Here is a 22702-nt window from a genome sequence, read left to right as displayed (position 1 = left end):
CCCTCAGGATAACAACGAGCGGCGCAGCCAGTCCACCAGGGCGCGCCCGACCTCCGGGTCGCGCTCCAGGAGGGCCGTGCCGTGCGCGGCCGTGGTCGAAATAACTTGTTCACGCGGACCGGCGGTGTCGGCCGCAAAATCCCGCAGCGTCCGCAACGCCAGCGGATCCTCGGCGCTGGCCGCCAGCCACAGGGTCCGGGCACCCAGCCGCCTGACCAGGCCGACGTCGGTGCGCAGGCCGCGGTAGTCGAGCGAGGGTGACAGCAGCGCAATGGTCCGGACCGCCGGCAGCTCAACCGCGGCGAGCAACGACAGGCTGGCGCCGAGCGAGGCGCCGACGAGTGCCACCGCTCCCGGCCGAACGCCCGGGCGAGCGGCCAGCCACGCGGTCGCGGCGCGGACATCCTGGACCATCTCGGCCAGGGACTGCGACGACCCCGACGAGCCGCCATGGCCGCGCAGGTCGAACGTGAGCGCCGTGATGCCGGCGTCCTGGAGCCGGTCTGGCAGTCCGCCCCAGTCGGCCTTGGTGCGCGTGAGCATGTGCACCAGAACCACGGCGGGCGCCGGGCGCGACGAGGCTTCGTAGAACTCGCCGGCGAGGCTGGTGCCGTCGAGGGACGGAAAGGTGACGGCGCGCCCGGACGCCTCGGCGTAGCTCGTCAGGCACAGGATGGCGACCGCGATCGTGATGGTCCGGCTAACCACCTTCGCCAAGGCTACGGCGGTCAAGAAGCCCGACGCCACATTCTCAGCCATCGAGCGCCGCCAGGTACTCTTTCACCACGCGGCCGAGGCCCACGAAAATGGCGCGGCTGACGAGCGCGTGGCCGATTGACACCTCGTCCAGGTGCGGCAGGGTGCGAAACAGCGTGAGGTTCTTCAGGTCCAGGTCGTGGCCGGCATTGACGCCCACCCCCAGCTCGAACGCCAGCGTTGATGCGGCCACGTACTGCGCGAAGCTCTGCTCGGCCGCGGCCGGTCCGCGCTCGAAGGCGCGGGCAAACGGCTCGGTGTAGAGCTCGACGCGGTCGGCGCCCATCGCCGCCGCCCAGGAAATCGCGGCCGGCTCGGGATCGACAAACAGGCTGACGCGCACGCCGGCGGCCTTCATGCCGTTGATCACGCCGGCCAGTGCGGCCTGCGGCGTATCGGCGGGCCATCCGGCCTGGCTCGTGATCTCGCCGGGGAACACCGGCACGAGCGTGCACTGATCGGGCTTCACCGCGAGCACCAGGTCGATCAGGTCCTGGCGCGGGTCGCCTTCGATGTTGAACTCGACGCGGCCCTTGAGCGAAGCCAGCTCACCGGCGATGTCGTGGACGTCGGCGGTGGTGATGTGCCGCGCGTCGGCACGCGGATGCACGGTGATGCCCGGTGCGCCGGCATCGACGCACGTCCGCACCGCCTCGATCACCGACGGCAGGTGGCCGCCGCGCGAGTTGCGCACGGTCGCCACCTTGTTCACGTTCACCGACAGCTTAGGCAAGTTGCTCCTTCACGACCGTGGCAATCTCGTCGGCCCAGCCCCGAATCTCGGCCTGATCCTTGCCCTCGAGCATGATCCGCAGCAGCGGTTCGGTGCCCGAGTAGCGAATCAGCAGGCGTCCGTGGCCGGCCAGTCCGTGCTCGACGCGCGCGATGGTGGCGGCAATCGCCGGCACCTGCGTGTAGTCGGACCGCTGCTTCAGGCGCACGTTGACGAGCACTTGCGGGTAGGTCACCAGCTCGCCCGCCAGGTCGGCCAGCTCGCGGCCCGATTGCGCCATGATGCGCAGCACGTTCAGCGCGGTCGCCAGGCCATCGCCGGTGAACAGGTGATCCGCGAAGATGATATGGCCCGACTGTTCGCCGCCGAGCGCGCAGCCGCGCTTCACCATCTCTTCCATCACGTACTTGTCGCCAACCGCCGTGCGCACCAGGGTGACGCCGCGAGCGCGCAACGCCACCTCGAGGCCGAGATTGCTCATGACGGTGGCGACCACCGTGTCGCCCGGCAGGCGGCCTTCGCGCTTCAGGTGCAACGCCGCCATCAGCAACACCGCGTCGCCGTCAACCACCGAGCCTGACGCGTCGACAAACAACGCGCGATCGCCGTCACCGTCGAAGGCAATGCCCATGCGGGCGCCCCGGCTCACCACCTCGCGGGCGAGGCCGGCCAGGTGGGTCGACCCGCAATCGAGGTTGATATTGCGGCCATCCGGCGTCACGCCAATCGGCTGCACGTCGAAGCCGAGCGACGACAGGAACGCCGGTGCCATGGTGGCGGTCGCGCCATTGGCGCAGTCGACGATGATCGGCGAACCCGCCAGCGGCCCGGCATCGTCCAGAATCAACGCCAGGTGCTCCAGGTAGTGACCCGACAAGTCCTGCCGGTCGATCACACCGGGCGCGGCGGCGACCTGCCACGACGGGTCGGCCACCAGCATCTCGACCGAGGCCTCGAGCTTCTCGGTGAGCTTGACGCCGGATCCGCCGAACACCTTGATGCCGTTGTCTTCGTACGGGTTGTGCGAGGCCGAGATCACCAGGCCGGCATCAAACCCCTCAGTTCGCGCCAGGTAGGCAATCGCCGGTGTGGGCAGCACGCCGGCGCTAACCACGGTGGCGCCGCCGCTGGTCAGTCCGCGCGCCAGCTCCTGCTCGATCCACTCGCCCGACTCGCGCGTGTCGCGGCCAATCACAAAGCGATGGGGCGATGCCCCGTCCATCAACGAGCGCACCAGCGCCTCACCCACCCGCGCCACCGTCGCGGGCTCGAGCGGCGCGACGCCGGCCTTGCCCCGAATGCCATCCGTGCCAAACAGTTTCATGGTCGCCTTGGAGAAATCGTCACCGTCACCACCGCGGTCGTGGGTGTGACCAGACGCAGACTGGCGTCCTGTACGCCAATGGTCACGACCTCGCGAATCGACCGCGTCTCGCCGTTCACGGACACCGGTTCGGTCACCACCGCGTCCAGCCGCTTCAACGCGCTTTCGGGGCCTGCCACTTCAACCGTGGCCGGATCGCTCGTGACCGAGGTCACCTCGAATCCTGGGCCCGGCCGGCCCTCGATGTCCGGTTCCACCGGAACCGTCCTGACCCCCGACGCCTCGAACTCCATCGTCACGGTCGACGGCCCGACCTGCACGACGTCGATGCCGTACGGCACCGTGACCTGCGACGGCGTCAGGTGAAACAGGCGGCGGCCCGGGCGCGCGGTGCGCAGGTCGAGCACCGCGGCCAGATCGCCCGCACCCATGCGGCTGAGCGTGCCAGAGGACCCGCGCAAGCGCACTTCAACCGTGTCGGGCAGGTTGCCCACCAGTTCGAGCCCGTTGGGCAGGTTCTGGAACTCGACCGGCGCCCGCAGCACCCGTTCGACGACACGCTCGCCGGCAATGACGAGCCACAGCATCGCGGCGATGCACGTCGACAGGAACTTGAGCCCGAGGTTGCGGAAGGGATGGTAGGCCATCAGCTCAGTGAATACCCCGCCGGACGTGGCTTGGCACCGGCCGGCCGCAAGGTGACCAGCGCCTTCAGCCGTTGCCGCAGCCGATCGGCATCGAGGTCGTGCTCCAGATCGCCGTCCTCCACCAACGAGATGCGGCCCGTCTCTTCCGACACCACGATCGCCACGGCGTCGTTCTCCTCGGTGATGCCAATCGCCGCGCGATGGCGCGAACCAAACTCGCGGTTCAGGCGCGGATTGATGGTGAGCGGCAGGAAGCAGGCCGCCGCCGCCGCGCGATCCCTCTGCACGATCACCGCGCCGTCATGCAGCGGTGAGGTCGGCTGGAAGATGCTGACCAGCAGATCGTAGGTCAGTTTGGCGTCCAGCGGAATGCCGCTTTCGATGTAGTTGCGCAGGCCGATTGCCCGCTCGATCACGATAATGGCACCGGTCTTTTTCGCCGACAGGCTGCTGGCGGCCACCACCAGCTCTTCGATGGTGTCATCGTCGCTGACCTTGCGGTTGAGGCGGCGAAACAGGCGGCCCCGGCCAAGATGAACGAGCGCGCGGCGGATGTCGGCCTGAAGCAGCACGATGGCCGCAAATACCACGTAGCCGACCACGTTGCGGATTAGCCAGTTGACGGTTTCGAGCTGGAAGCCGCGGGAGATATAGAACAACCCGACGATGAAGGCGATACCCACGGCCATCTGCACGGCGCGCGTGCCGCGGATCAGCTTGAGCAGCTCGTAAATCAAGATCGAGACGATCAGGATGTCGAGCACGTCCCACCAGGTGACTGGCGGCCGCTGCAGCAGTTCGGTCAGGAAGGACACGCCCTGCTAGTTTAGTGCGTCAGGCCCCCGAAGCGTCCCGAATGGCGTCGGCGACGCGGACGACGTGGACCATCTCCGCCACCCGGTGGACCCGCACGATGTGGGCGCCCCCGAGAATGGCGGCGGTCACGGCGGCGGCCGTCGGCCAGTCGCGCTGTGAGGGGTCCAGCGGGCCGGTTGACGCGGCCATGAACGACTTGCGCGAGGGCCCGACCAGCACGGGGAAGCCCAGGTCGGCCAGCCGCTCGAGGCCGGCCAGCACCGCCAGGCTTTGCGCAGCGTGCTTGGCGAAGCCGAGGCCTGGGTCGATCAAGATGCTCTCGTCGGCAATGCCGGCGGCCCGGGCGCGGACGACGGCCTGCCGCAGGTCGGCGGCCACCTCAGCCACCACGTCGGCATAAGCCGCGTGCGCGTACATGTCCTGTGGGCGCCCGCGCGTGTGCATCAGCACAATCGGCGCGCCCTGCGCGGCCGTGAGCGGACCCAGGCGCGGGTCGTAATGCAGCCCGCTGATGTCGTTCACGATCGACGCGCCTTCGCCAAGGGCGAACTGGGCGACCTCGCTCTTGTAGGTGTCGATCGAAATGGGCACGCGGACCCGCGACGCCATGGCCTCGAGCACCGGACGGACGCGCGCCAGTTCGTCGGCGGTGCCCACCGGCGTGGCGCCGGGGCGTGTCGATTCAGCGCCGATGTCGATGATGTCGGCGCCAGCCGCTTCCATGGCGGCGGCGAGGTCGGCGGCGTGCCGGGGGTCGAGGGCCAGGCCCCCGTCGGAGAAGGAATCGGGCGTGACGTTGATCACGCCCATCACCAAAGTGCGCGGGCCGAGCACCAAAGGTGCCCGGCCCGGCAGAGGAACCGAAAACGACCGACGCGGCGCCGCGATCACTCTTGGGTGAGCGGCTTCTGAATCGGCTGCATGGGCGGCACGAGCGACGGCCGATCCTTCTCGCGGGCCGGGGCCGCATCGGCGGCTGACGGAATCTCGGCGGCCGGCACTTCGTCGAGCGGATGGCCGTTGACGATCCGGCGCACCTGGTCGGCGTCGAGGACCTCGCGGACGAGCAGGGCATCGGCAATGGCCGTCAGCTTCTGCTTGTGCTCGGTCAGCAGCGCCGTGCAGCGCTTGTACTGGTTGCCGACAATCTGCTGGACCTCGCCGTCAATCCTGACCGCGGTGTCTTCGCTGTAGTCGCTGTGCTGCGCAATCTCGCGGCCGAGGAAGATCTGCTCTTCCTTCTTGCCGAAGGTCAGCGGGCCCATCGACTCGCTCATGCCCCACTCGCACACCATGCGGCGGGCCAGGTCGGTGGCGCGCTCGAGGTCGTTGCCGGCGCCGGTGGTGATGTTGCCGGTGGTGATCTCCTCGGCGATGCGGCCGCCGAGCAGGATGCCGATCTGGTCGACCAGGTAGTTCTTCGAGTAGTTGTGCTTCTCGTCGGTCGGCAGCGACATGGTCAAGCCGAGCGCCATGCCACGCGGCACAATCGTCACCTTGTGCAGCGGGTCGGCGTGCGGCAGCAGGACGCCGAGCAGCGCGTGTCCGGCCTCGTGGATCGCGGTGACCTTCTTCTCGTCCTCGGTGACGATCATCGAGCGCCGTTCGGCACCCATCATCACCTTGTCCTTGGCGTACTCGAAGTGGTACATCGAGACCAGCTTCTTGCCGTCACGGGCGGCGTTGAGGGCCGCTTCGTTCACGAGGTTGGCGAGGTCGGCGCCGGTGAAGCCGACGGTGCCGCGCGCCAGGATCTTGATGTCGACATCGTCCGACATCGGGATCTTGCGGGTGTGGACGGCGAGAATGCCCTCGCGGCCGCGCACGTCGGGACGGTTGACGATCACGCGGCGATCGAAGCGGCCGGGCCGCAGCAGCGCCGGGTCCAGCACGTCGGGCCGATTAGTGGCCGCCATCAGGATGACGCCTTCGTTCGACTCGAAGCCGTCCATCTCGACCAGCAGCTGGTTGAGGGTCTGTTCGCGTTCGTCGTGGCCGCCGCCGAGGCCGGCGCCGCGGTGACGGCCGACCGCGTCAATCTCGTCGATGAAGATGATGCAGGGCGCGTTCTTCTTGCCCTGCTCGAACAGGTCGCGCACGCGCGAGGCGCCGACGCCGACGAACATCTCGACGAAGTCGGAGCCGCTGATCGAGAAGAACGGCACGTTGGCCTCGCCCGCCACGGCGCGCGCGAGCAGGGTCTTGCCGGTGCCCGGCGGGCCCATCAGCAACACGCCTTTCGGAATGCGGCCGCCGAGCTTCTGGAACTTCTGCGGCTCCTTGAGGAACTCGATGATCTCCTGGAGCTCGCTCTTGGCTTCTTCCGCCCCGGCGACATCGCGGAACGTCACCTTCTTCTGCGCGGACGAGGACAGCTTCGCCTTGCTCTTGCCGAACGACAGCGCCTTGTTGCCGCCGCTCTGCACCTGGCGCATGAAGAAAATCCAGAAACCGATCAACAGCAGGATCGGCGCCCACGACAGCAGCAGCGCGGCCCACGGCGAGGCCGTCGGTTCCTTCGCCTCGACGATCACTTTCTTGTCGATCAACCGGTTGACGAGGCCTTCGTACTGGAACGGGATGTAGGTGCGGAACGGTTCCTTGGCCTGCGTCAGACCGGTCAACTCGTTGCCCGTGATCTTGACGCGCGCCACCTGGCCCGAGTCCACCAACGAGACAAACTCGCTGAAACTGAACTCCGACTCGGGACGCTGGAAGCGCGACGAGAAGTTCCAGACCAGGGCGACCAGCACGATCATCGCCACCCAGAAAACGACGCTCTTTACTGTCGTGTTCAACACTACCTCCAGGCGCTACTGGCGCCTCAGGGTCAAGACTACCACGGTCGTCGTGAGCGGGGTCACCTGGAAGGGCGCTGCCAACACCTGCCCCGCCACCCACACAATCCGGCCCGCTTCGTCAGTCACAATCGGTTCCCGGTCACGGTCGTCCCGTGGAATTTTCCGGTCCACGAACACGTCCTGAACCTTCTTGCGGCCGGGGGCTCCTAATGGATGCAGACGATCCCCAGGCCGGCGTGGCCGGACAATAAAACCGCGGCCGACGGTGCCGGCATCCACCATTACCTGTCCCGCTTCGATCGAAGCCTCGTGCCGCGGAACAGGACCGCTGGCGCTCAGCGTCCAGCGCCCGTGCGGCGCGTCAACTGCCCCGGGGATGTCGAGCTGGAGTTCGAACGGTTCGGTGCGCGGCATGGTCCGGCTGAAGCCGGACACCACATCAAGCACCTCAGGCACCTCAGGCACCTTAGGCATCCGCCGCCGCTCGCCTGACGCGTCGCGAGCTTCGGCGGGACAAGCCCTACTTACTAAGACAACATTCGCGCCGAAACGTTCCATGTCGAGGCCGGCGAGGCTGGCGCCGGCACCGCCGGCAGCCGCCTCGCAAAGCATCTCAGCCTCTTCCAAGCCATACGAGCGCGACGGGTTCGCGGTTTCGAGCGCCCGCAGCGCGACTCGCCGCGCCAGCGCGAGCGGCAGCTGAGCCAACCCTGCACCATCAACCGTTACCTTCATGGCACCAGCCTCACCTGCCCGACCCGCCCGACCCGCCTCGATTCTGACGAGCCGGGCCGCGGCGTCGTTGGCAAGGCCATCGAGAAACGCGGCGTCGGTCCGCAGAATGCCGGCCGCACGCGCCAGCGCCATCTCGGCCTGCGCGTTCACAGCCCGCAGTTCTGGCAGCACGTTATGGCGGATCCGGTTGCGCGGAATGGCACAGTCGGCGTTGGTCACGTCCTCGCGCCACGATTCGCCGGCGGCGTCGAGATACGCGCGCAGCTCGGCGCGCGACACCTCGAGCAGTGGACGCACCAGGTGGTCGCGGCGCGGCGCCATGCCCGAGAGGCCCGTGGCTCCTGCGCCGCGCACCAGGCGCAGCAGCACGGTCTCGGCCTGGTCGTCGCGGGTGTGCGCGGTCGCGACGCACGCGGCGCCCTCGCTCACCACGACCTCTGCATAGAACCGTTGCCGAGCATCGCGACCGGCGACTTCAAGCGAGACCCCCGCCTGGCGAGCCAACGCCGGCACATCGGCATCGCCGACGAGCGCCGGCACCCCGGCACGAGCCGCCAGGTCGCGGCAAAACAGCGCGTCGGCATCGGCCTCGGCGCCGCGAATGTGATGATGGAGGTGCGCGAGCCCGGCCAGGCGGCACGCGCCGGCCGCCGCGAGTTGCTGAAGCAGGACGAACAACCCGACGGAATCGGACCCGCCCGACACGGCGGCGATCACGCGCGTTTCGGCCGACCACAGCAAGTGCTGCGCGGCATAACGGCGAACGCGCTCGTCGAGGCGCATTGGGACTTTCTGAACTCGTGGTGCCGGAGGGCAGACTCGAACTGCCGACCCCGCGCTTATGAGACGCGTGCTCTAACCGGCTGAGCTACTCCGGCACGAATCTTTGATGGTACTTCAGGCCCGCCAAACCCGGCAAGGTCTTGCTGCGCTACGACTCTTAAGCGCCCTCGATCAGGGCCGCCGCCAGCAACGGCAGCATGATTTCGTGATGCCCGGTCAGTGAGTAACCCTTGCCGATGCCGGCCGTCGGCCGTGACACCACGTTGGTCAAGGCCCGGTAATGCCGCAGGAAATCCAGGTTCACCGTCGTCAGGCCCGCGAGCGATCGGCCGTCGTTGCGGGCAATCGCGACCGCCTTGAGGAACACTTCGGGCAACACGACCGCGGAACCGCAATTCAGGAAGACGCCGCCCTCGAGCCGGGCGACGCTCGAGGCGAAGTACTTGAAATCGCGGAGGCTGGCCTCGCCGATGGCCGCGCCCGACGCCCGCGGGTGCATATGGATGATGTCGGTGCCAATCGCGACGTGCGCGGTGAGGGGAATGCCGAGGCGGTGCGCGTTCGCGGCAATGCTGATCTGCGCAAAGGGCGCCCGCTGGCCCGCGAGAAAGGCGCCGACCGATTGCCCCAGCCCGAGGCCCCTGGCCACGCCGTCGACGATCGCCTGGTTCAGCTGTGTGCCGGTCTCCTCGGCCATGCCGAACGTGCCGGCACCGAGCGTGGCGTCCACGTCTTCGGAGGTCGCGCCCGACAGCGCAATCTCGAAGTCGTGAATGATGCCGGCGCCGTTGGTGGCGATCGCCGAGACGAACCCTCGCTCCATCAGGTCCACGATCACCGGCGACAAGCCGGTCTTCAGCACGTGTGCGCCGAGACCCCAGATGATGGCGCGGTCACCCTGCCGTGCCGCGAGCAGCGCCTGCACCACCGCCTTGAAGTCGGCCGACGCCAGCAGTGACGGCAGGGTCTTCAACAGGCCGTCGACACCACTCCCCTTCTGGTAAGGCGTCGCAAACTGCGCCAGCGTCACCTTGCTCGCGCGCGTGCGCAGCGGATACGTCTTGACGCCTGTCAGGTCGAACTCTTCGTATGGCAGCTTCATTCAATGGATCCCGACGGGACGCGTCCGCCCGACCAGCACTGCCCTCCCGACGGGTAGTGACCTCCCGTCAAAGAACGAGCATCGCATCGCCGTAACTATAGAACCGATAACGCTCCTGGACGGCAGTTTCGTACGCCGCCAGCACGTGTTCCCTTCCGGCCAGCGCCGCCACCAGCATGATCAACGAGGAACGCGGGAGGTGGAAGTTGGTCACCAGGCCCGACACCAGGCGGAACCGGTGCCCAGGGTGAATGAACAACGCGGTCTCGCCGCGCCCGGGCTGGACCGCGCCAGCGGCATCGATGGCCAGCGACTCGACCGTCCGCGTCGAGGTCGTGCCGACGGTGACAATGCGCCGGCCCTCGCGCCTGGCCGCCGTCAGCGCCTCCGCCGTCGCCGCGGACACCTCGTAGTGCTCCGCCTCCATCTCGTGATCCTCGACGCGCTCGACGCGGATCGGCTGAAACGTGCCGTACCCGACATGCAGGGTGACGGCCGCGCGCAGGATGCCGCGTGCCTGCAGTTCGTCCAGCAGAGCGGGCGTGAAGTGCAGGCCGGCCGTCGGCGCCGCAATCGAACCGCGGTCGCGGGCAAACACGGTCTGGTAGCGATCGCGGTCGAACGGCGCGTCGCTGCGCTTGATGTACGGCGGCAGCGGGATGTGCCCGATGGCGTCAATGGCGTCCTGCACGCTCGATCCATCACCGGTCGACAGGCGGACGGTGCGCCGGCCATGAAAGTGCATGCCGACGACCTCGGCGGTAAGGCGGCAATCGCCGGCGGCAAAGACCATGCGGGCGCCCTCACGCAGCCGCTGGCCCGGATGGACCAGCGCCACCCACTCGTCGTCAACGCCGGTCGGCCGCACCAGGAAGCACTCGGCCGCACCGCCACCAGGCAGGCGCTGGCCGATCAGGCGGGCCGGGAACACGCGGGTATCGTTCACCACCAGCAGGTCGCCGGCGCGCAGCAAGCCGGGCAAGTCGGCGAACCGGTGATGGCCAATGCGGCCGCTGACGCGGTCGAGCGCCAGCAGCCGCGAGCCGCCGCGTTCGGCCGGCGGGTCCTGCGCGATCAACCCCTCGGGAAGGTCGAAATCGAAATCAGCAACGTCCACGGTATTTCTTCGCGCCCTCGACAAGAGTCATTTCTTAGTGACCTTCGTGTACGAAAAAATGGCCCGAACACCCCCTGGAGGCGTCCGGGCCTTAACGTATTACGAGAGTCGTGTCCTAGTGAACCATTACCTGCAGCAGGTCCAGGCGCTGCAAGCGCCAGTCCTCGGCAAGAATCGACCACAGCACCTGGTCGTGATACTGGCCGTTGCGCAGGAACGAGCGGCGCAGCACGCCTTCCTGCACGGCGCCAATCTTGCGCAAGGCGCCGTTGCCACGGCCGTTGGCCACCGCCGCGCGCGCTTCGAGGCGCTGCGACCCGACCACGTCGACCGCGAAGTCCACCACCAGGCGCGCGCCCTCGGCGAACACGCCGGTGCCCCAGAACGACGACCCCATGGCGAAGCCCCATTCGCAGGAGGCAAACCCGGGTTCGAGCGAGCGTAGCTGGAAGAGGCCGACGGCGTGGCTCATACCCTGCGGCACGATGCCGAAGCAAATGTAGCTGCCGGTCAGCCGTTCGCGGTGCGTCCAGGCGATGAAGCGTTCGAAACCGTCGACCGTGGTCGGCGGCGGCGAGATGAAGCGCGCCACTTCCTCGGTGGTGAGCATCGCCAGCAGCGACGGCGCATCGTCGATTTGCAGTTCGCGCAGCGTGAAGTTCGAGCCGGCCAGCACGGGCAGGCCCGAACGCCAGTCGGTGGTGGTGACCGTGGCGGTTGCCGACGGCGCGTCGACCGCGCGATCGAGTTCCGGCTGGTAAGGCATCTTCTCCATTACTTGCCTCCCTTTCCGGTCGTCAGCACGACATTGCCCCAGACAATGTTGTCGTTGCCCCAAACGATATTGTCATTAGAGTTGCCCCACACGATGTTGTCATCGAAGAGGTTTCCCCAGACGATGTTGCCGTCGTCGAAGTTACCCCAGACAATATTCTGTTCGTCGAAGTTGCCCCACACGATGTTGCCGTCGTCGGCGGCCTTGACTCCGACGAGGTTGTCGCCCCAGACGATGTTCTTCGCCCAGACGAGCTTGTTGCCCCAGACGATGTTGTTGCCCCAGACGATGTTGTGGCCCCACACGATGTTGTGGCCAATCGTCAGGCCATTGCCCCAAACGATGTTGTTACCCCAGACGATGTTGTTGCCCCAGACGATGTTGAGGCCCCAAATCGGCAGGTTGTAGAAGACCGTGTTGCCCCAGACGATGTTATTGCCCCAGACGATGTTGCCGGCCCAGGCGTAGGTGACGCCGGCGATCTGAGTTGCCTGAATGAGCTGCGATCGCTTAGCCGGTCCCCACCACTTTGCCTGGCTGTTGGTATCGAGCGGGTCAAGCGTGGGAACTTTCGTCTTGATCGCGCCAACCAGGGCCAAGGCGCCCGCGGCGTTCACCTCGCCGGTGCCCTGACGGAGGGGGCTGTAGAGCGCGCCGCGGTCGTTCCTGAGCGGAATTGCGGTGTACTGCAGCAGGCCCTTGGCCAGGTTCGGTGTGAGATCAGCACGCTGCTGCTTGAGCAGGGCCACCACACCGGTGGCTACGGCTGTCGACATGCTGGTGCCAGACAGGTGGATGAACTGCTTGGTCCCGGACGGCGCCGTGACGAATAACTCCGGACGCGTCAGTTTGAGATTCTCGAGAGTACTGCCAGCCGCCACCTCCGAGGCCAGGTAGTGGCCAGGGGCCACGACATCGGGCTTGGCGAAGCCGTCGTACCACGTCGGGCCGCTCGAGCTGTAGTCAGCGATGCGGTTGTCGTCAAGCGTCAGGGTGCCCTTGTGATCCACCGCGCCGACCGTGATCGCCGAGGGCGCATTGCCTGGCGAGGTAATGCCTCCGTATCCCAGCTTTCCTTTCGGGTCTGCACCGAAGTTGCCGGCGGAGACCACGACGATGAGGCCGGCCCTGGACGCCGCCTCGACGGCCTGAACCAGAGGGTCGTAGAAGGCAGGCGCGTAGACGGGGTGACCGAGCGCCAGGTTGATGATGTCGATGCTCAGGCGTGACTTATGTTTGACGGCGAACTCGATGGCCTCAATGACATCCGTCGTAAAGCCCATGCCTTGGTAGCCCAGGACCCTGAGCGAGACGAAGTCCACACCCGGTGCGACGCCCTGATACTCGGCGTCGTCTGGCAGCTTCTGGTTGCCACCGATGAGGCCGGCCAGGTGTGTGCCGTGCCCGTATTCGTCCAAATCGGGCTCGGTGCTCCCGGTGAAGTCCCGGACTTCCGTGATGCGGCCGGCAAACAAGGCCGGGTCGATGCCGGAGTCGATCAGCGCCACCGTGACGCCGTTACCGCCCGCGCCGGCAGACGGCAAGCCGAGGGTGCCGAGCATCGTGCTCGTGGCGGACGTGGTTGGCGCCTGCTCCTGATTCTTCGTCGCGCGACTACGTTTGAAGTCGCCATTGTCGAGTGAAGTGACCTCGCCGTCGATGGAACAGGAACGTACGGCCGGGCTCTCTTCGCAGACCGCGGTGAGGTCGGCAGCTGACAGCGTTACCGTAACCGCATCAATAATCCCAAGCTCGGCCTCGATGCGAACGCCGCGCTTCGCGAGCAACTCACGTACTCGTGCTTCGCCACCGATCTCGGCCATCACGATGACTCTCTGCGACTGGCCCCGCACCTTGCCGTCGCGAAGCGCCAGATCGAGCTTGTCCTGTGGAGCCGACGCTGACCCGGCAGCGCCTAACAGCGCCGCCAAGGCGGTCGTCACAACCAAGCGAGATCGCATTCTGAACATCATGGTCATCTCAACAACCAGCCGGTCGGGCCAAACACTTCGGCCGAACAGTAGCTGAATCTCGCAGAGTCTAGCACCCGAAACGACAGAGAGAACAAGTAGTTGCTGTCGTGAGTGCAACAGTGACTATGTCCCGTAATAGCTCGATTTCGCCAGACTGGTGTCGCCTTCTGAACTGTTAGTAGCTCTCAAATTTACACTTAGCAAATAGTGTCTGTTCTTGAGACACAGTTCTTATTTCCCGAAACAGAACATTTCACATAAGCGTATAGTTCGCTTATATTTATGGCTAGACTGCAGGCTATTACAGCAGTCAATGTCCCGTTTGGGCACAAGCAACGGTTTGCAAGAATAATTGGGTCGAAGCCTCAAAGACCCCAGCGAACCAGCAGCGAACCCACGGTAAACCCGGCCCCGACCGATGTCAGCATGATCAGGTTGCCCTTCTTCAGCCGTCCGCTTTCAACGGCGTCGTTGAGCGCCAGTGGGATCGTGGCGGCGGTGGTGTTGCCGAAGCGATCGATGTTGATCACGACCTTCTCTTCAGGCATCCCGATGCGTTCGGCCGCCGACATGATGATCCGCTTGTTCGCCTGGTGAGATACGAACAGGTCAAGGTCATCTCCGGTGAGATTGTTGCGCTTGAGCAGCCGTTCGCAGATCTCGCCGGTGTTGCGCACGGCGAACTTGAACACGGTCTGGCCGTCCTGTTTCACGTAGTGCAGGCGTTGATCGACCGTCTCGTGCGAAGCCGGCCTGCGGCTGCCGCCGGCCGGCATGCACAGCGCGGCGCCGCCGCTGCCATCGATCATGTGCTCGAAGTCGAGGATGCCGATATTGGGATCCGACGACGGCGCCAGCACGACGGCGCCGGCGCCGTCGCCGAACAGCACGCAGGTCGCCCGGTCGGTGTAGTCAATGATGCTCGTCATGACGTCGGCGCCAATCACGAGCGCGTTCTTGACGTTGCCCGCGGCGACCAGTTGGCTGCCCACCGTCAGCGCGTAGGTAAACGCCGAGCACGCCGCCGACAGGTCAAAGCCCCACGCGTGAGACGCGCCGATCTTGTGCTGGACCAGGCACGCCGTGCTCGGAAACAACATGTCGGGCGTCACCGTGCCGACGATGATCAGGTCGATGTCATCCGGCGTCAGGCCCGCCCGCCGGATCGCCTCCTTGGCGGCCTCGGCGGCCAGGTCGCTCGTCGCCACGCCCGGATCGACGATGTGGCGCTGGCGAATACCCGTGCGCTGCATGATCCACTCGTCGGTCGTGTCGACCAGCTTCTCGAGATCGGCGTTGGTCAACAGGCGTGGCGGCACGTAGGTGGCCAGGCTCTTGATCTCTACTCGGCGGACGTTCAAAACAACCCCCTCCCGGGCATGGTGCGCCCGAAATACTCATAGGCGCGGGCCGTCGCAATGCGGCCACGCGGCGTGCGTTCCAGGAAGCCGATCTGGATCAGATACGGCTCGTACATGTCTTCGATCGCGTCGGCCTCTTCGCTGAGCGCCGCGGCCAGGCTGCCCAGACCCACCGGGCCGCCATTGAACTTGTCGATGATCGTCACCACCAGCCGGCGATCGCTCTCGTCGAACCCGTACTGATCCACATCAAGCAGGGCCATGGCGGCACGTGCCACCGCCACGGTGATGCGGCCATCTGCCCGGACCTGCGCGTAGTCGCGGACCCGGCGCAACAGGCGGTTCACCACCCGTGGCGTACCGCGCGATCGCCCCGCGATCTCCTTCGCCGCCGCCTCGTCCATCGGCACGTCGAGAATCCGCGCCGAGCGGCGAACGATCTCTTCGATGTCGCGCGCATCGTAGAAATCCAGCCGGTGCACGATCCCGAAACGCGCGCGCAGCGGCGAGGTCAGCAGCCCGGCCCGCGTCGTCGCGCCAATCAGCGTGAACGGCTCGACCGGCACCTTCACCGAACGGGCGCCGGGGCCCTGCCCAATGACGATGTCGAGCTCGAAATCTTCCATGGCCGGATAGAGGATCTCCTCGATCGCGGGCGACATGCGGTGAATCTCGTCGATGAACAGGACTTCGCGCGGCTGCAGGTTCGACAGGATGCCGGCGAGATCGCCCGGCTTCTCGATCACCGGTCCCGAGGTGGTGCGGATCGGCACGCCCAGCTCGTTGGCGATCACGTACGCCAGGGTCGTCTTCCCCAGCCCCGGCGGGCCGTAGAGCAGCGCGTGGTCGAGATGCTCGCCGCGCTGTTTTGCCGCGGTGATCGACACGTGGAGCTGCTCCCGGATGCGGTCCTGGCCGATGTATTCGTCCAGGCGCCGCGGGCGCAGGCCCGCTTCATCCTGCGCGTCTTCGGCCACCCGCGAGGGCGTTGTCAGGCGCTCGTCAGGCACGGGAGAGATCCCTTAGCGCCGCACGCAGTACATCCTCGAAACGCTGGTCGCCGGTGGCGCTCACGAGCTTGTCGAGTGACTTGTCGATGGCCTGCCGATGGTAGCCGAGATTGGTCAGCGCCGACACCAGGTCGTCGCGCAGGGTGTCGCCGGGCGACGGCGTCGCGTCGCTCGCGACCATGGCCTTCGGCAGGCGATCGCGCAGCTCCACGCACATGCGCTCCGCCGTCTTCTTGCCGACGCCGGGAATGCCGGTGAGCCGCGCCAGGTCGTTGCGCTGGATGGCACCCACCAGGTCTCGGGTCTCGATGCCTGACAGCACCGACAGCGCCAGCTTCGGGCCGATGCCACTGACGGCAATCAACCGTTCGAACATCGACAGCTCGAGGACGGTCGCGAAGCCATAGAGCGCGAGCTGGTCCTCCCGCACGTGGGTGTGGATGCGCAACGCGATCTCGCTGCCCGGATCGCCGGCGGTATAAAAGGTGGACAGCGGGACTTGCACGTCATACCCAACCCCGGCCACATCGACGATCAACCGATTGGGATGCTTCTCGAACACTTGCCCGCGCAGTAACGCGATCATGGCGCTGCCGGCTTGTAATGGCGCCAGCTGGTCTCGGCCTTGCTGCCCCTGGCCGGCGCGCCCTTGGGCGTGCCCTTGCCGCCGTGCACGTGGCAAATCGCCACCGCCAGCGCATCGGCCGCATCGTGTGGCGTCGGGACCGCATCAAGACCGAGCAACAGCTTCACCATCTGCCCGACCTGGGCCTTCTCCGCACGGCCGTAGCCAACGACCGAGCGTTTGATCTCTGCCGGGGTGTACTCGACCACGGTGACACCGGCCTCGGTGGCGGCCAGCATGGCCACGCCGCGCGCATGGCCCAGCTTCAGCGCGCTGCGCGCGTTCACCGCGTGAAAAATGCTTTCGATGACGACGAAGTCGGGACGCTGCGCGGCGATATGGGCGGAAAGCTCGCGATAGATGATCGAGAGCTGCTCGGGAAAGGTGGCGGCAGCCCCGGCGCGGACCGCTCCGCACAGCACCAGCTGGTGGCGCCGGCCGTCGCTGTCCACGCAGCCGTAGCCCGTGCACTGCGAGCCGGGGTCGATGCCAAACACTCTCACGCCAGCGAGGCCTCGATCTCCTTTTCCTCGATGTCGAAGTTCGACCACACCTGCTTGACGTCTTCGTGATCGTCGAGCGCATCCATCAACCGGATCATCTGGTTGGCGGGCCCGCCCGTGAGCTTCACGTAGTTCGCCGGCAGCATGGCCACCTGCGCGCTGGCCGGCTCGACGCCCGAACCCTTGATCGCGTCGCGAACCGCTTCGAACGCCGCCGGTTCGCTCAGCACTTCCCAGTTGTCGCCCTCATCCGACATGTCGTCGGCGCCGGCTTCGAGCGCAATGCCCAACAGCTTCTCCTCGTCGGCCTTGGCCTTTTCGACGACGATCAGGCCCTTCTTCGAGAACATCCAGGCGACCGAGTTGGTGGCGCCGAGGTTGCCGGCATGCTTCTCGAGCATGTGCCGCAGTTCGCCGACGGTGCGGTTCTTGTTGTCGGTGAGCGTTTCGATGATCAACGCCGAGCCGCCGGGGCCGTAGGCCTCGTAGGTGATCTCGTCGTAGATCACGCCGGGCAACTCGCCGGTGCCCCGCAGAATCGCCTTCTTGATGTTGTCGGCGGGCATGTTCACCTCTTTGGCCGCCGCAATAATCGTGCGCAGCCGCGGGTTCATGCCGGGGTCGCCGCCACCGCTGCGGGCCGCGACGGTCAGTTCCTTGATCAGGCGCGTGAAGATCTTGCCGCGCTTGGCGTCGGCGGCGCCCTTCTTGTGCTTAATCGTGTGCCACTTGGAATGGCCGGACATGCAGTAACTCCTGAATGCCGATGCCTGTGGAGGCAACCCTTCAGGGTTGCCTGCGGCACGGCGGAAATGGCTATGTTACCCCCGCCGGGCCAGGATGATCCAGACTTCGGCGCGAAGGTCCCAGGGACCGCCCTGGTAATCGCCAAGCAGCGCCGACACCTCCAGGCCCGCCTTTTCGAGCCGCCTCACCATTTGCGGCACGGTCAGGGTGCGGAAGGCGAGCCCAAACTTCTTTCGCACCGCCCCTTTCCCCCGGCCCTCGACGAACTCCTGCTCGAAGCGGGTGATCTGCCTGGCCCGGTCCTGCACCACCGACTCCACCAGCGTAATCGGCTTGCCATTCGGACCACGTTTGCCGCGCATGCTGATGCGCTTGGTGTATTCGTCCCACGCCGGCAGGTCGGCCACCAGCTCCAGGCCAAACGTGCCCTTGCGGGTCAGGACGCGAGACACCGCGGCCAGCGTCCTGGTGAGGTCGCGCTCGGCCAGCAGCGACTGCAGGATGCCGTACGGCGCCATCACGAGCGGGAAGGTCTTGTCGGGGAACGGCAGGTACCGGATGTCGCCGCGGACCAGGTGAACCTGCGCCTGCAGCCGGGCGCGCTTCACCCGCTTGCGGGCGCGGTCGAGCATGGGCTCGGAGCGGTCAATGCCGACCACGGTGGCGCCCGCGCGGGCCACCGGCAACGCCACCCGACCGGTGCCACAACCAAGTTCCAGCACCGGGCCTTTCGTGGCCGAAGCCATGCGCCTCCAGAAGGCAATGTCGCGACGGCCCACCGTCTGGGCGTTCTCCCAGTCGTAATACGCGGCGTACTCGTCCCAGCCGTGCCAACCTTCCATGCGGATAGCTAAGAGTTTACAGTTAACGCCATGTCGAGCTTCTTTCAGATTCGCAAGAAGGTGCATTGGTCCGACACCGACGCCGCGGGCGTGGTGTGGTTCCCGAACTTCCTCCGCTGGTTCGAGGATGCCGAGGAGGAGCTGTTCGCGTCACTGGGCCGCTCGCGGCAGTCACTGCTCGACTCGCATCAGTTCGGCATGCCCCGAGTGGAAGTGCACTCGAAATTCCGCGCCCCGGCCAGGGCCGGTCAGATCGTGCGGGTTGGCATCAGCACCACGGTCGAGCACGCGCGGCGCCTGCATCACGCCTTCGAGATCCGCGACGACGCCACCGCGCAGTTGCTGGCAGAGGGGTTTGTCCGCGTCGCCTGCGTGGATTCCTCCACCTGGTCTCCTCGCGACCTCCCCGACGACGTGCTGAGACTGATCTCGGGCCTGCCGGACCTGGCCGAACGCCAGGCCCGTGGCGCCGTCGATCTGCCATGGACGTAAGAAATCTGAACAGGAGATCAGGAGGTCAGGAGTACTTGAGCAAATTGCTCCTGAACTCTTGGCCTCCTGTTCTGTTTCTGATCGCGCTTGCAACCTCATCGACTGTGCTGGTCGGGCAATCGCCCGCCGATCCCTGGCCAAGAAGCGTCGAGGAATTTCGGGCGGCGGTGCAGAAGGTGCTGGACGAGACCGGCATCCCGGGCGCGGCCGTCGCCCTGGTGCGCCAGCCGGGTGTCGAGTGGGCCGGTGGCGTAGGCCTGGCCGATCGCGATCGGAGGACGCCGGTCACCGCCGACACGCATTTCCGCGCCGGCTCCATCAGCAAGACCTTTGTCGCGATGGCGCTGGTGCAGCTGTCGGAAGACGGCGACGTCGACCTCGATACGCCGATCGTGGAGATCGCCTCGGAGGTGCCGTTCGACAATCCGTGGGAAGCGGGCAGTCCGGTGCGCGTCATTCACCTGCTGCAGCACACCGCGGGGTTCGACGACATGCGCTTCAACGAGATCTACAACCTCGAAGACGCCCCCGATCTCCCGCTGCTCGAGGCGCTGCACCGCAATCCGCGGTCGCGCGATGTGCGGTGGCGGCCGGGCACGCGCGTGGCGTACTCCAATCCCGGGTTCGGCGTCGCCGGGTTCCTGATCGAGAAGATCACCGGCGAGCCGTACGAAGACTTCATCGCCCGGCGGACCTTCGAGCCGATTGGCATGACGACCAGCAGCTTCCGCCTGACTCGCGAGGACGAAGCCCTGCTGGCTAAGGGCTACCGCGACCGGACCGGACCGCCCGTCGACTACCTGCCCATCTACCTGCGGCCGGCCGGCAACCTGCACACGTCAGCGGCCGAACTCGGACAGTTCGTCCAGTTGCTGCTCAACTGGGGCGAGACCGAAGAACAGCTGGTCATCGATCCGGAATACCTGAGCAACATGGAACACCCGCGCACGTCGCTGGCGTCGGACGCGGGCCTGCACACCGGCTATGGTTCGGCGTTCGCGGCGTCCACCATCGAGGGCTTCCCAATGCTCGGCCACGGCGGCGGCATCGACGGCTTCCAGTCGCTCTTCGCGTACTCGACGTCACGCGACGTGGGCTTCGTCGTGCTCCTCAACTCCACGCACACCACGCAGGCCATGCAACGCATCTCTCAACTCGCGGTCCGTTACTTGAAAGCCGATGTCGAGCCACCAGCGAAACCCCGGGCCATCGTGCCTGCCGACGTCTTGAAGGGGTACGAGGGCTACTACCATCCGGCCAACCCACGAAACCAGGCCGCGGCGTTCCTCGAGTGGCTGGCGACCGGAACCACCGTGACGGCCACGGCCGAGGGCCTGCAACTCGACCCGGTGTTCGGCAACCCGGCGGACCTGATTCCGGTATCCACGAACTTGTTCAGGAGTGACGCCGATGCCGGCGCGACCCGGGTGTTCACCACCGATGATCTCGGCACGATGGTGCTCACCGGCGGCTTTCTCTATGCGGAGCGGCGTCCGCGTTGGCAGGTGGAGCTCATCCGCTGGCCGGTGCTGCTGGCCTTCGTCCTGGCGTTCACGCCGCTTGCCCTGCTCATTCCGTGGGCCGTTCATGCGCCGCGCGCCGCGCCCGAGGGCTTCTGGTGGATGAAGAGCACGCTCTTGATGGTCAGTGCCGGCGTGCTGCTGATCCTCCTCGGCATCATGAATGTGTCCGACCGCAGCCTCGGCACCCAAAACCTCTGGACCGCCGCGATCTTCGTGGGTTCCATCCTGCTGCCGGCGACCGCCATCATGTCGCTGCTCTTTACCCTCGACGCCTGGCGGCGCGGCGCGGGCCCCTGGCTGCGCGCCTACGCCCTCACCGTGTCAGTGTGCGCGCTCGTGTTGAGCGCCTACCTCTCGTCCTGGGGCCTGCTGGCCTTCCGGTCGTGGGCATATTGATTTGGGTGCCTAAGGTGCCTAAGGTGCCTAGGGTGCCTAAGTGCCTAAAGTGCCTGGGGTGCTTACTGTCCCTAACGAGCCTGAGTGGCACGCAGAATCTCGAGGTACACGGCCTCGGTCTGGGGCGACGGGCTCACGCCCAGTTCGTCACGTAACAGCTCGCGACAACGCGCGAACACACGCAAGGCTTCAGCGCGGTCGCCCGTCGCCGCATGGGCTTTCATCAAGAGCTGGTAGGCCGTCTCGCGAAACGGCTCGAGTTCGACCATCTCGCCGGCGTACTGCACCGACAGCAGCGGGTCGCCGATCTGCGGACTGACGGTGGCGAGGCACTGCAGGCCCCGGACCAGGGTGGCACGCTGCACAGACCGGCGCGCTTCGATCCACGGCGCCTCGGCATCGGCAAGAAAGGATCGCCGCCCGATAGTGACCGCGACGTTCGCCTGGCTCCACGCCGAGGCCATGTCACCGCGCCGCAGCGCGCCCTCGGCCTCGTCGAGTGCGTTCGCCGCCACTTCCAGGTCGACCCATGCGTGCGCCGGCAAGCTCAGCGCGACGGTGCCCGAGGCGGCCACGATGCTGGCTTGGTCTGGCGAAAAACCAGCCGTCTTGAGAACGCCCCGCAGCTTGCTGATAATCGCGTCGAGCGCGGTGTCCCCTTGCCCGGCGTCGCTGTCGGACCAGATCGCCCCGGCCAGGTCGGCCCGCTGGATCGTGCGATGGCGATGCGCCACCAGAAAGGCGAAGGCAATGCGGCCCTGGCGGCCGGGAAACGACCGCTCGGGCACCAGGCAGTCGCCGTGTTCAATCGCGATCGAGCCCGTGAGATAGATGCGCGGCGTCACCAAGCTTTTTCCAAGGTTGCCGAAATGTTGCGGCAAGGGATGCGGCGTATCTTACCTGTCGAAGGGAGCTGACCACATGAACAAGGTTATTAACTGCCCGTGCGGGTTCGTCCTGAAGGGCGCGTCAGACGACGAAGTCATCGCGAAGGCGCAGGCACACGCGAAGCAAGTCCACCAGATGGACTTGAGCCGCGAGCAGGCGCTGGCCATGGCCAAACCGGCATGAAACCCCTGATGCTCGCCCTCACCCTCGGCCTGATTCCCGGAATGGCGCCTGCGGGTACTGGCAGTGACCAGCCCGCGGCGAAGGCCCGGATCCTCGTTCACGTGACGCATGGGCCCGAAAGCGCCACGCGGGCCGCCCTCGCCTTCCTGGTCGCCCGGACCGCCCTTGAAGAAGGGCACGCCGTGTCGGTCTTTCTTGCCGGCGACGCCGTCCAGCTCCTGCGCGATGCCACGCTCGACGGCCTCACCGGTATTGGTACCGGCCGGCTCCGCGAACACTTCGACGCCATCGTCAAAGGCGGCGGGAAATTCTACCTGTCGGGCATGTCGAGCACGGCCCGCGGGTTGACCGCCGCCGACCTGCATGGCAAGCCAGCGCAGTTTGCGCCGCCGGCGGTGCTGCTCAAGCTTTCGCTCGAGCACGACCGCATGTTCACCTACTAGGTTCGGGATGCCGCCGGTTTCCAGTAGGCCTCGATCGTGGCCCACGCGACGCGCCGGACCTCCTCATCCTCGCTGCGCGTGCGCTCGACGACCGACAACCGTGTAGCCGGAAACGACATCGCCAACT

At 66.5% G+C, this 22702-nt stretch carries 24 protein-coding genes and 1 tRNA gene; 4 read left to right on the top strand and 21 right to left on the bottom strand.

The features are described 5' to 3' along the window. Positions 1-3: 3 nt before the first annotated feature. From Q8T13_01545 to Q8T13_01455, 19 genes are all read right to left on the bottom strand, one after another. A complete protein-coding gene (locus Q8T13_01545) occupies positions 4-759 on the bottom strand; it encodes an alpha/beta fold hydrolase (GenBank protein MDP3716432.1) in 756 nt (251 codons plus the stop codon). After that, on the bottom strand, positions 752-1489 hold the full coding sequence (locus Q8T13_01540) for a pyridoxine 5'-phosphate synthase (GenBank protein ID MDP3716431.1): 738 nt from the start codon (positions 1487-1489) through the stop codon (positions 752-754). The genes Q8T13_01545 and Q8T13_01540 overlap by 8 nt, the downstream gene beginning before the upstream one ends. Continuing rightward, on the bottom strand, positions 1482-2813 hold the full coding sequence (glmM, locus tag Q8T13_01535; GenBank protein MDP3716430.1) for a phosphoglucosamine mutase: 1332 nt from the start codon (positions 2811-2813) through the stop codon (positions 1482-1484). Before glmM ends, Q8T13_01540 begins: the two co-directional genes overlap by 8 nt. Next, the gene (locus Q8T13_01530; protein MDP3716429.1) at positions 2810-3460 is read right to left on the bottom strand and encodes a CdaR family protein; all 651 of its coding nucleotides are present in this window, start codon (positions 3458-3460) and stop codon (positions 2810-2812) included. The genes glmM and Q8T13_01530 overlap by 4 nt, the downstream gene beginning before the upstream one ends. Continuing rightward, on the bottom strand, positions 3460-4275 hold the full coding sequence (gene cdaA / locus Q8T13_01525) for a diadenylate cyclase CdaA (GenBank protein ID MDP3716428.1): 816 nt from the start codon (positions 4273-4275) through the stop codon (positions 3460-3462). The genes Q8T13_01530 and cdaA overlap by 1 nt, the downstream gene beginning before the upstream one ends. 19 nt (positions 4276-4294) lie before the next feature. Beyond that, positions 4295-5110, bottom strand: a complete 816-nt coding sequence (gene folP, locus Q8T13_01520; protein MDP3716427.1) for a dihydropteroate synthase — start codon at positions 5108-5110, stop codon at positions 4295-4297. A 53-nt stretch (positions 5111-5163) separates the two neighbouring features. Beyond that, entirely contained in the window at positions 5164-7074 is a 1911-nt protein-coding gene (gene ftsH / locus Q8T13_01515) for an ATP-dependent zinc metalloprotease FtsH (GenBank protein MDP3716426.1), read from the bottom strand. Between the two features lie 15 nt (positions 7075-7089). Next, entirely contained in the window at positions 7090-8595 is a 1506-nt protein-coding gene (gene tilS, locus Q8T13_01510) for a tRNA lysidine(34) synthetase TilS (GenBank protein ID MDP3716425.1), read from the bottom strand. 18 nt (positions 8596-8613) lie between these two features. Next, positions 8614-8690 (bottom strand) — tRNA-Met (locus tag Q8T13_01505). A 62-nt stretch (positions 8691-8752) separates the two neighbouring features. Next, positions 8753-9697, bottom strand: coding sequence for a deoxyhypusine synthase family protein (locus Q8T13_01500; protein ID MDP3716424.1), 945 nt, complete (start codon positions 9695-9697; stop codon positions 8753-8755). Positions 9698-9764: 67 nt separating this feature from the next. Then, positions 9765-10814 carry a tRNA preQ1(34) S-adenosylmethionine ribosyltransferase-isomerase QueA gene (queA, locus tag Q8T13_01495; protein MDP3716423.1) on the bottom strand — a complete coding sequence of 350 codons (1050 nt, stop codon included), beginning with the start codon at positions 10812-10814 and terminating at the stop codon, positions 9765-9767. 115 nt (positions 10815-10929) lie between these two features. Beyond that, complete coding sequence (locus Q8T13_01490) at positions 10930-11589, bottom strand: GNAT family protein (GenBank protein ID MDP3716422.1); 660 nt, start codon at positions 11587-11589, stop codon at positions 10930-10932. Further along, positions 11589-13679: a S8 family serine peptidase gene (locus Q8T13_01485; protein MDP3716421.1), complete on the bottom strand. Its 2091-nt coding sequence runs from the start codon at positions 13677-13679 to the stop codon at positions 11589-11591. The genes Q8T13_01490 and Q8T13_01485 overlap by 1 nt, the downstream gene beginning before the upstream one ends. Before the next feature lie 248 nt (positions 13680-13927). After that, positions 13928-14923: a beta-ketoacyl-ACP synthase III gene (locus Q8T13_01480; GenBank protein MDP3716420.1), complete on the bottom strand. Its 996-nt coding sequence runs from the start codon at positions 14921-14923 to the stop codon at positions 13928-13930. Further along, positions 14920-15918, bottom strand: a complete 999-nt coding sequence (gene ruvB / locus Q8T13_01475; protein MDP3716419.1) for a Holliday junction branch migration DNA helicase RuvB — start codon at positions 15916-15918, stop codon at positions 14920-14922. The genes Q8T13_01480 and ruvB overlap by 4 nt, the downstream gene beginning before the upstream one ends. A 7-nt stretch (positions 15919-15925) precedes the next feature. Further along, positions 15926-16519, bottom strand: a complete 594-nt coding sequence (ruvA, locus tag Q8T13_01470) for a Holliday junction branch migration protein RuvA (protein MDP3716418.1) — start codon at positions 16517-16519, stop codon at positions 15926-15928. Continuing rightward, positions 16516-17061, bottom strand: a complete 546-nt coding sequence (gene ruvC / locus Q8T13_01465; protein MDP3716417.1) for a crossover junction endodeoxyribonuclease RuvC — start codon at positions 17059-17061, stop codon at positions 16516-16518. The genes ruvA and ruvC overlap by 4 nt, the downstream gene beginning before the upstream one ends. Then, positions 17058-17807 (bottom strand): YebC/PmpR family DNA-binding transcriptional regulator, encoded by a 750-nt coding sequence (locus Q8T13_01460; GenBank protein ID MDP3716416.1) that lies wholly within the window; start codon positions 17805-17807, stop codon positions 17058-17060. The genes ruvC and Q8T13_01460 overlap by 4 nt, the downstream gene beginning before the upstream one ends. A gap of 75 nt (positions 17808-17882) precedes the next feature. Further along, on the bottom strand, positions 17883-18650 hold the full coding sequence (locus Q8T13_01455) for a class I SAM-dependent methyltransferase (protein ID MDP3716415.1): 768 nt from the start codon (positions 18648-18650) through the stop codon (positions 17883-17885). A gap of 30 nt (positions 18651-18680) precedes the next feature. On the opposite strand from Q8T13_01455, the gene Q8T13_01450 reads away from it, so the two are divergent. Together Q8T13_01450 and Q8T13_01445 are read left to right on the top strand one after the other, a co-directional pair. After that, positions 18681-19142, top strand: a complete 462-nt coding sequence (locus Q8T13_01450; protein MDP3716414.1) for a thioesterase family protein — start codon at positions 18681-18683, stop codon at positions 19140-19142. A 167-nt stretch (positions 19143-19309) separates the two neighbouring features. Further along, a complete protein-coding gene (locus Q8T13_01445; GenBank protein MDP3716413.1) occupies positions 19310-21061 on the top strand; it encodes a serine hydrolase domain-containing protein in 1752 nt (583 codons plus the stop codon). Between the two features lie 71 nt (positions 21062-21132). Here the strand turns inward: Q8T13_01445 and Q8T13_01440 are convergent, their stop codons facing one another. Further along, entirely contained in the window at positions 21133-21906 is a 774-nt protein-coding gene (locus Q8T13_01440) for a bacterial transcriptional activator domain-containing protein (protein MDP3716412.1), read from the bottom strand. Between the two features lie 76 nt (positions 21907-21982). Here Q8T13_01440 and Q8T13_01435 point away from each other — a divergent pair, with 76 nt between their 5' ends. Together Q8T13_01435 and Q8T13_01430 are read left to right on the top strand one after the other, a co-directional pair. Then, positions 21983-22132, top strand: a complete 150-nt coding sequence (locus tag Q8T13_01435; GenBank protein ID MDP3716411.1) for a DUF1059 domain-containing protein — start codon at positions 21983-21985, stop codon at positions 22130-22132. Between the two features lie 41 nt (positions 22133-22173). Next, positions 22174-22575 carry a DsrE family protein gene (locus tag Q8T13_01430; GenBank protein ID MDP3716410.1) on the top strand — a complete coding sequence of 134 codons (402 nt, stop codon included), beginning with the start codon at positions 22174-22176 and terminating at the stop codon, positions 22573-22575. On the opposite strand, the gene Q8T13_01425 is transcribed toward Q8T13_01430, so the two are convergent. Next, positions 22572-22694 (bottom strand): hypothetical protein, encoded by a 123-nt coding sequence (locus Q8T13_01425; protein MDP3716409.1) that lies wholly within the window; start codon positions 22692-22694, stop codon positions 22572-22574. The two genes, Q8T13_01430 and Q8T13_01425, sit on opposite strands and share 4 nt — an antisense overlap. Positions 22695-22702: the final 8 nt, after the last annotated feature.

The organism is Acidobacteriota bacterium (assembly GCA_030697165.1).
GTDB lineage: Bacteria > Acidobacteriota > Vicinamibacteria > Vicinamibacterales > UBA2999 > 12-FULL-67-14b.
The sequence above is the reverse complement of the archived record's forward strand: the minus strand, read 5'-3'. Positions and strand labels throughout refer to the sequence as shown.

Excerpts from the sequence above, each read along its gene's own strand:
- Q8T13_01545 (MDP3716432.1), bottom strand. The coding sequence starts at position 759 with ATGGCTGAGAATGTGGCGTCGGGCTTCTTGACCGCCGTAGCCTTGGCG.
- glmM (MDP3716430.1), bottom strand. The coding sequence starts at position 2,813 with ATGAAACTGTTTGGCACGGATGGCATTCGGGGCAAGGCCGGCGTCGCG.
- Q8T13_01530 (MDP3716429.1), bottom strand. The coding sequence starts at position 3,460 with ATGGCCTACCATCCCTTCCGCAACCTCGGGCTCAAGTTCCTGTCGACG.
- tilS (MDP3716425.1), bottom strand. The coding sequence starts at position 8,595 with ATGCGCCTCGACGAGCGCGTTCGCCGTTATGCCGCGCAGCACTTGCTG.
- Q8T13_01500 (MDP3716424.1), bottom strand. The coding sequence starts at position 9,697 with ATGAAGCTGCCATACGAAGAGTTCGACCTGACAGGCGTCAAGACGTAT.
- Q8T13_01490 (MDP3716422.1), bottom strand. The coding sequence starts at position 11,589 with ATGGAGAAGATGCCTTACCAGCCGGAACTCGATCGCGCGGTCGACGCG.
- ruvA (MDP3716418.1), bottom strand. The coding sequence starts at position 16,519 with ATGATCGCGTTACTGCGCGGGCAAGTGTTCGAGAAGCATCCCAATCGG.
- Q8T13_01460 (MDP3716416.1), bottom strand. The coding sequence starts at position 17,807 with ATGTCCGGCCATTCCAAGTGGCACACGATTAAGCACAAGAAGGGCGCC.
- Q8T13_01455 (MDP3716415.1), bottom strand. The coding sequence starts at position 18,650 with ATGGAAGGTTGGCACGGCTGGGACGAGTACGCCGCGTATTACGACTGG.
- Q8T13_01450 (MDP3716414.1), top strand. The coding sequence starts at position 18,681 with ATGTCGAGCTTCTTTCAGATTCGCAAGAAGGTGCATTGGTCCGACACC.
- Q8T13_01435 (MDP3716411.1), top strand. The coding sequence starts at position 21,983 with ATGAACAAGGTTATTAACTGCCCGTGCGGGTTCGTCCTGAAGGGCGCG.
- Q8T13_01430 (MDP3716410.1), top strand. The coding sequence starts at position 22,174 with ATGGCGCCTGCGGGTACTGGCAGTGACCAGCCCGCGGCGAAGGCCCGG.
- Q8T13_01425 (MDP3716409.1), bottom strand. The coding sequence starts at position 22,694 with ATGTCGTTTCCGGCTACACGGTTGTCGGTCGTCGAGCGCACGCGCAGC.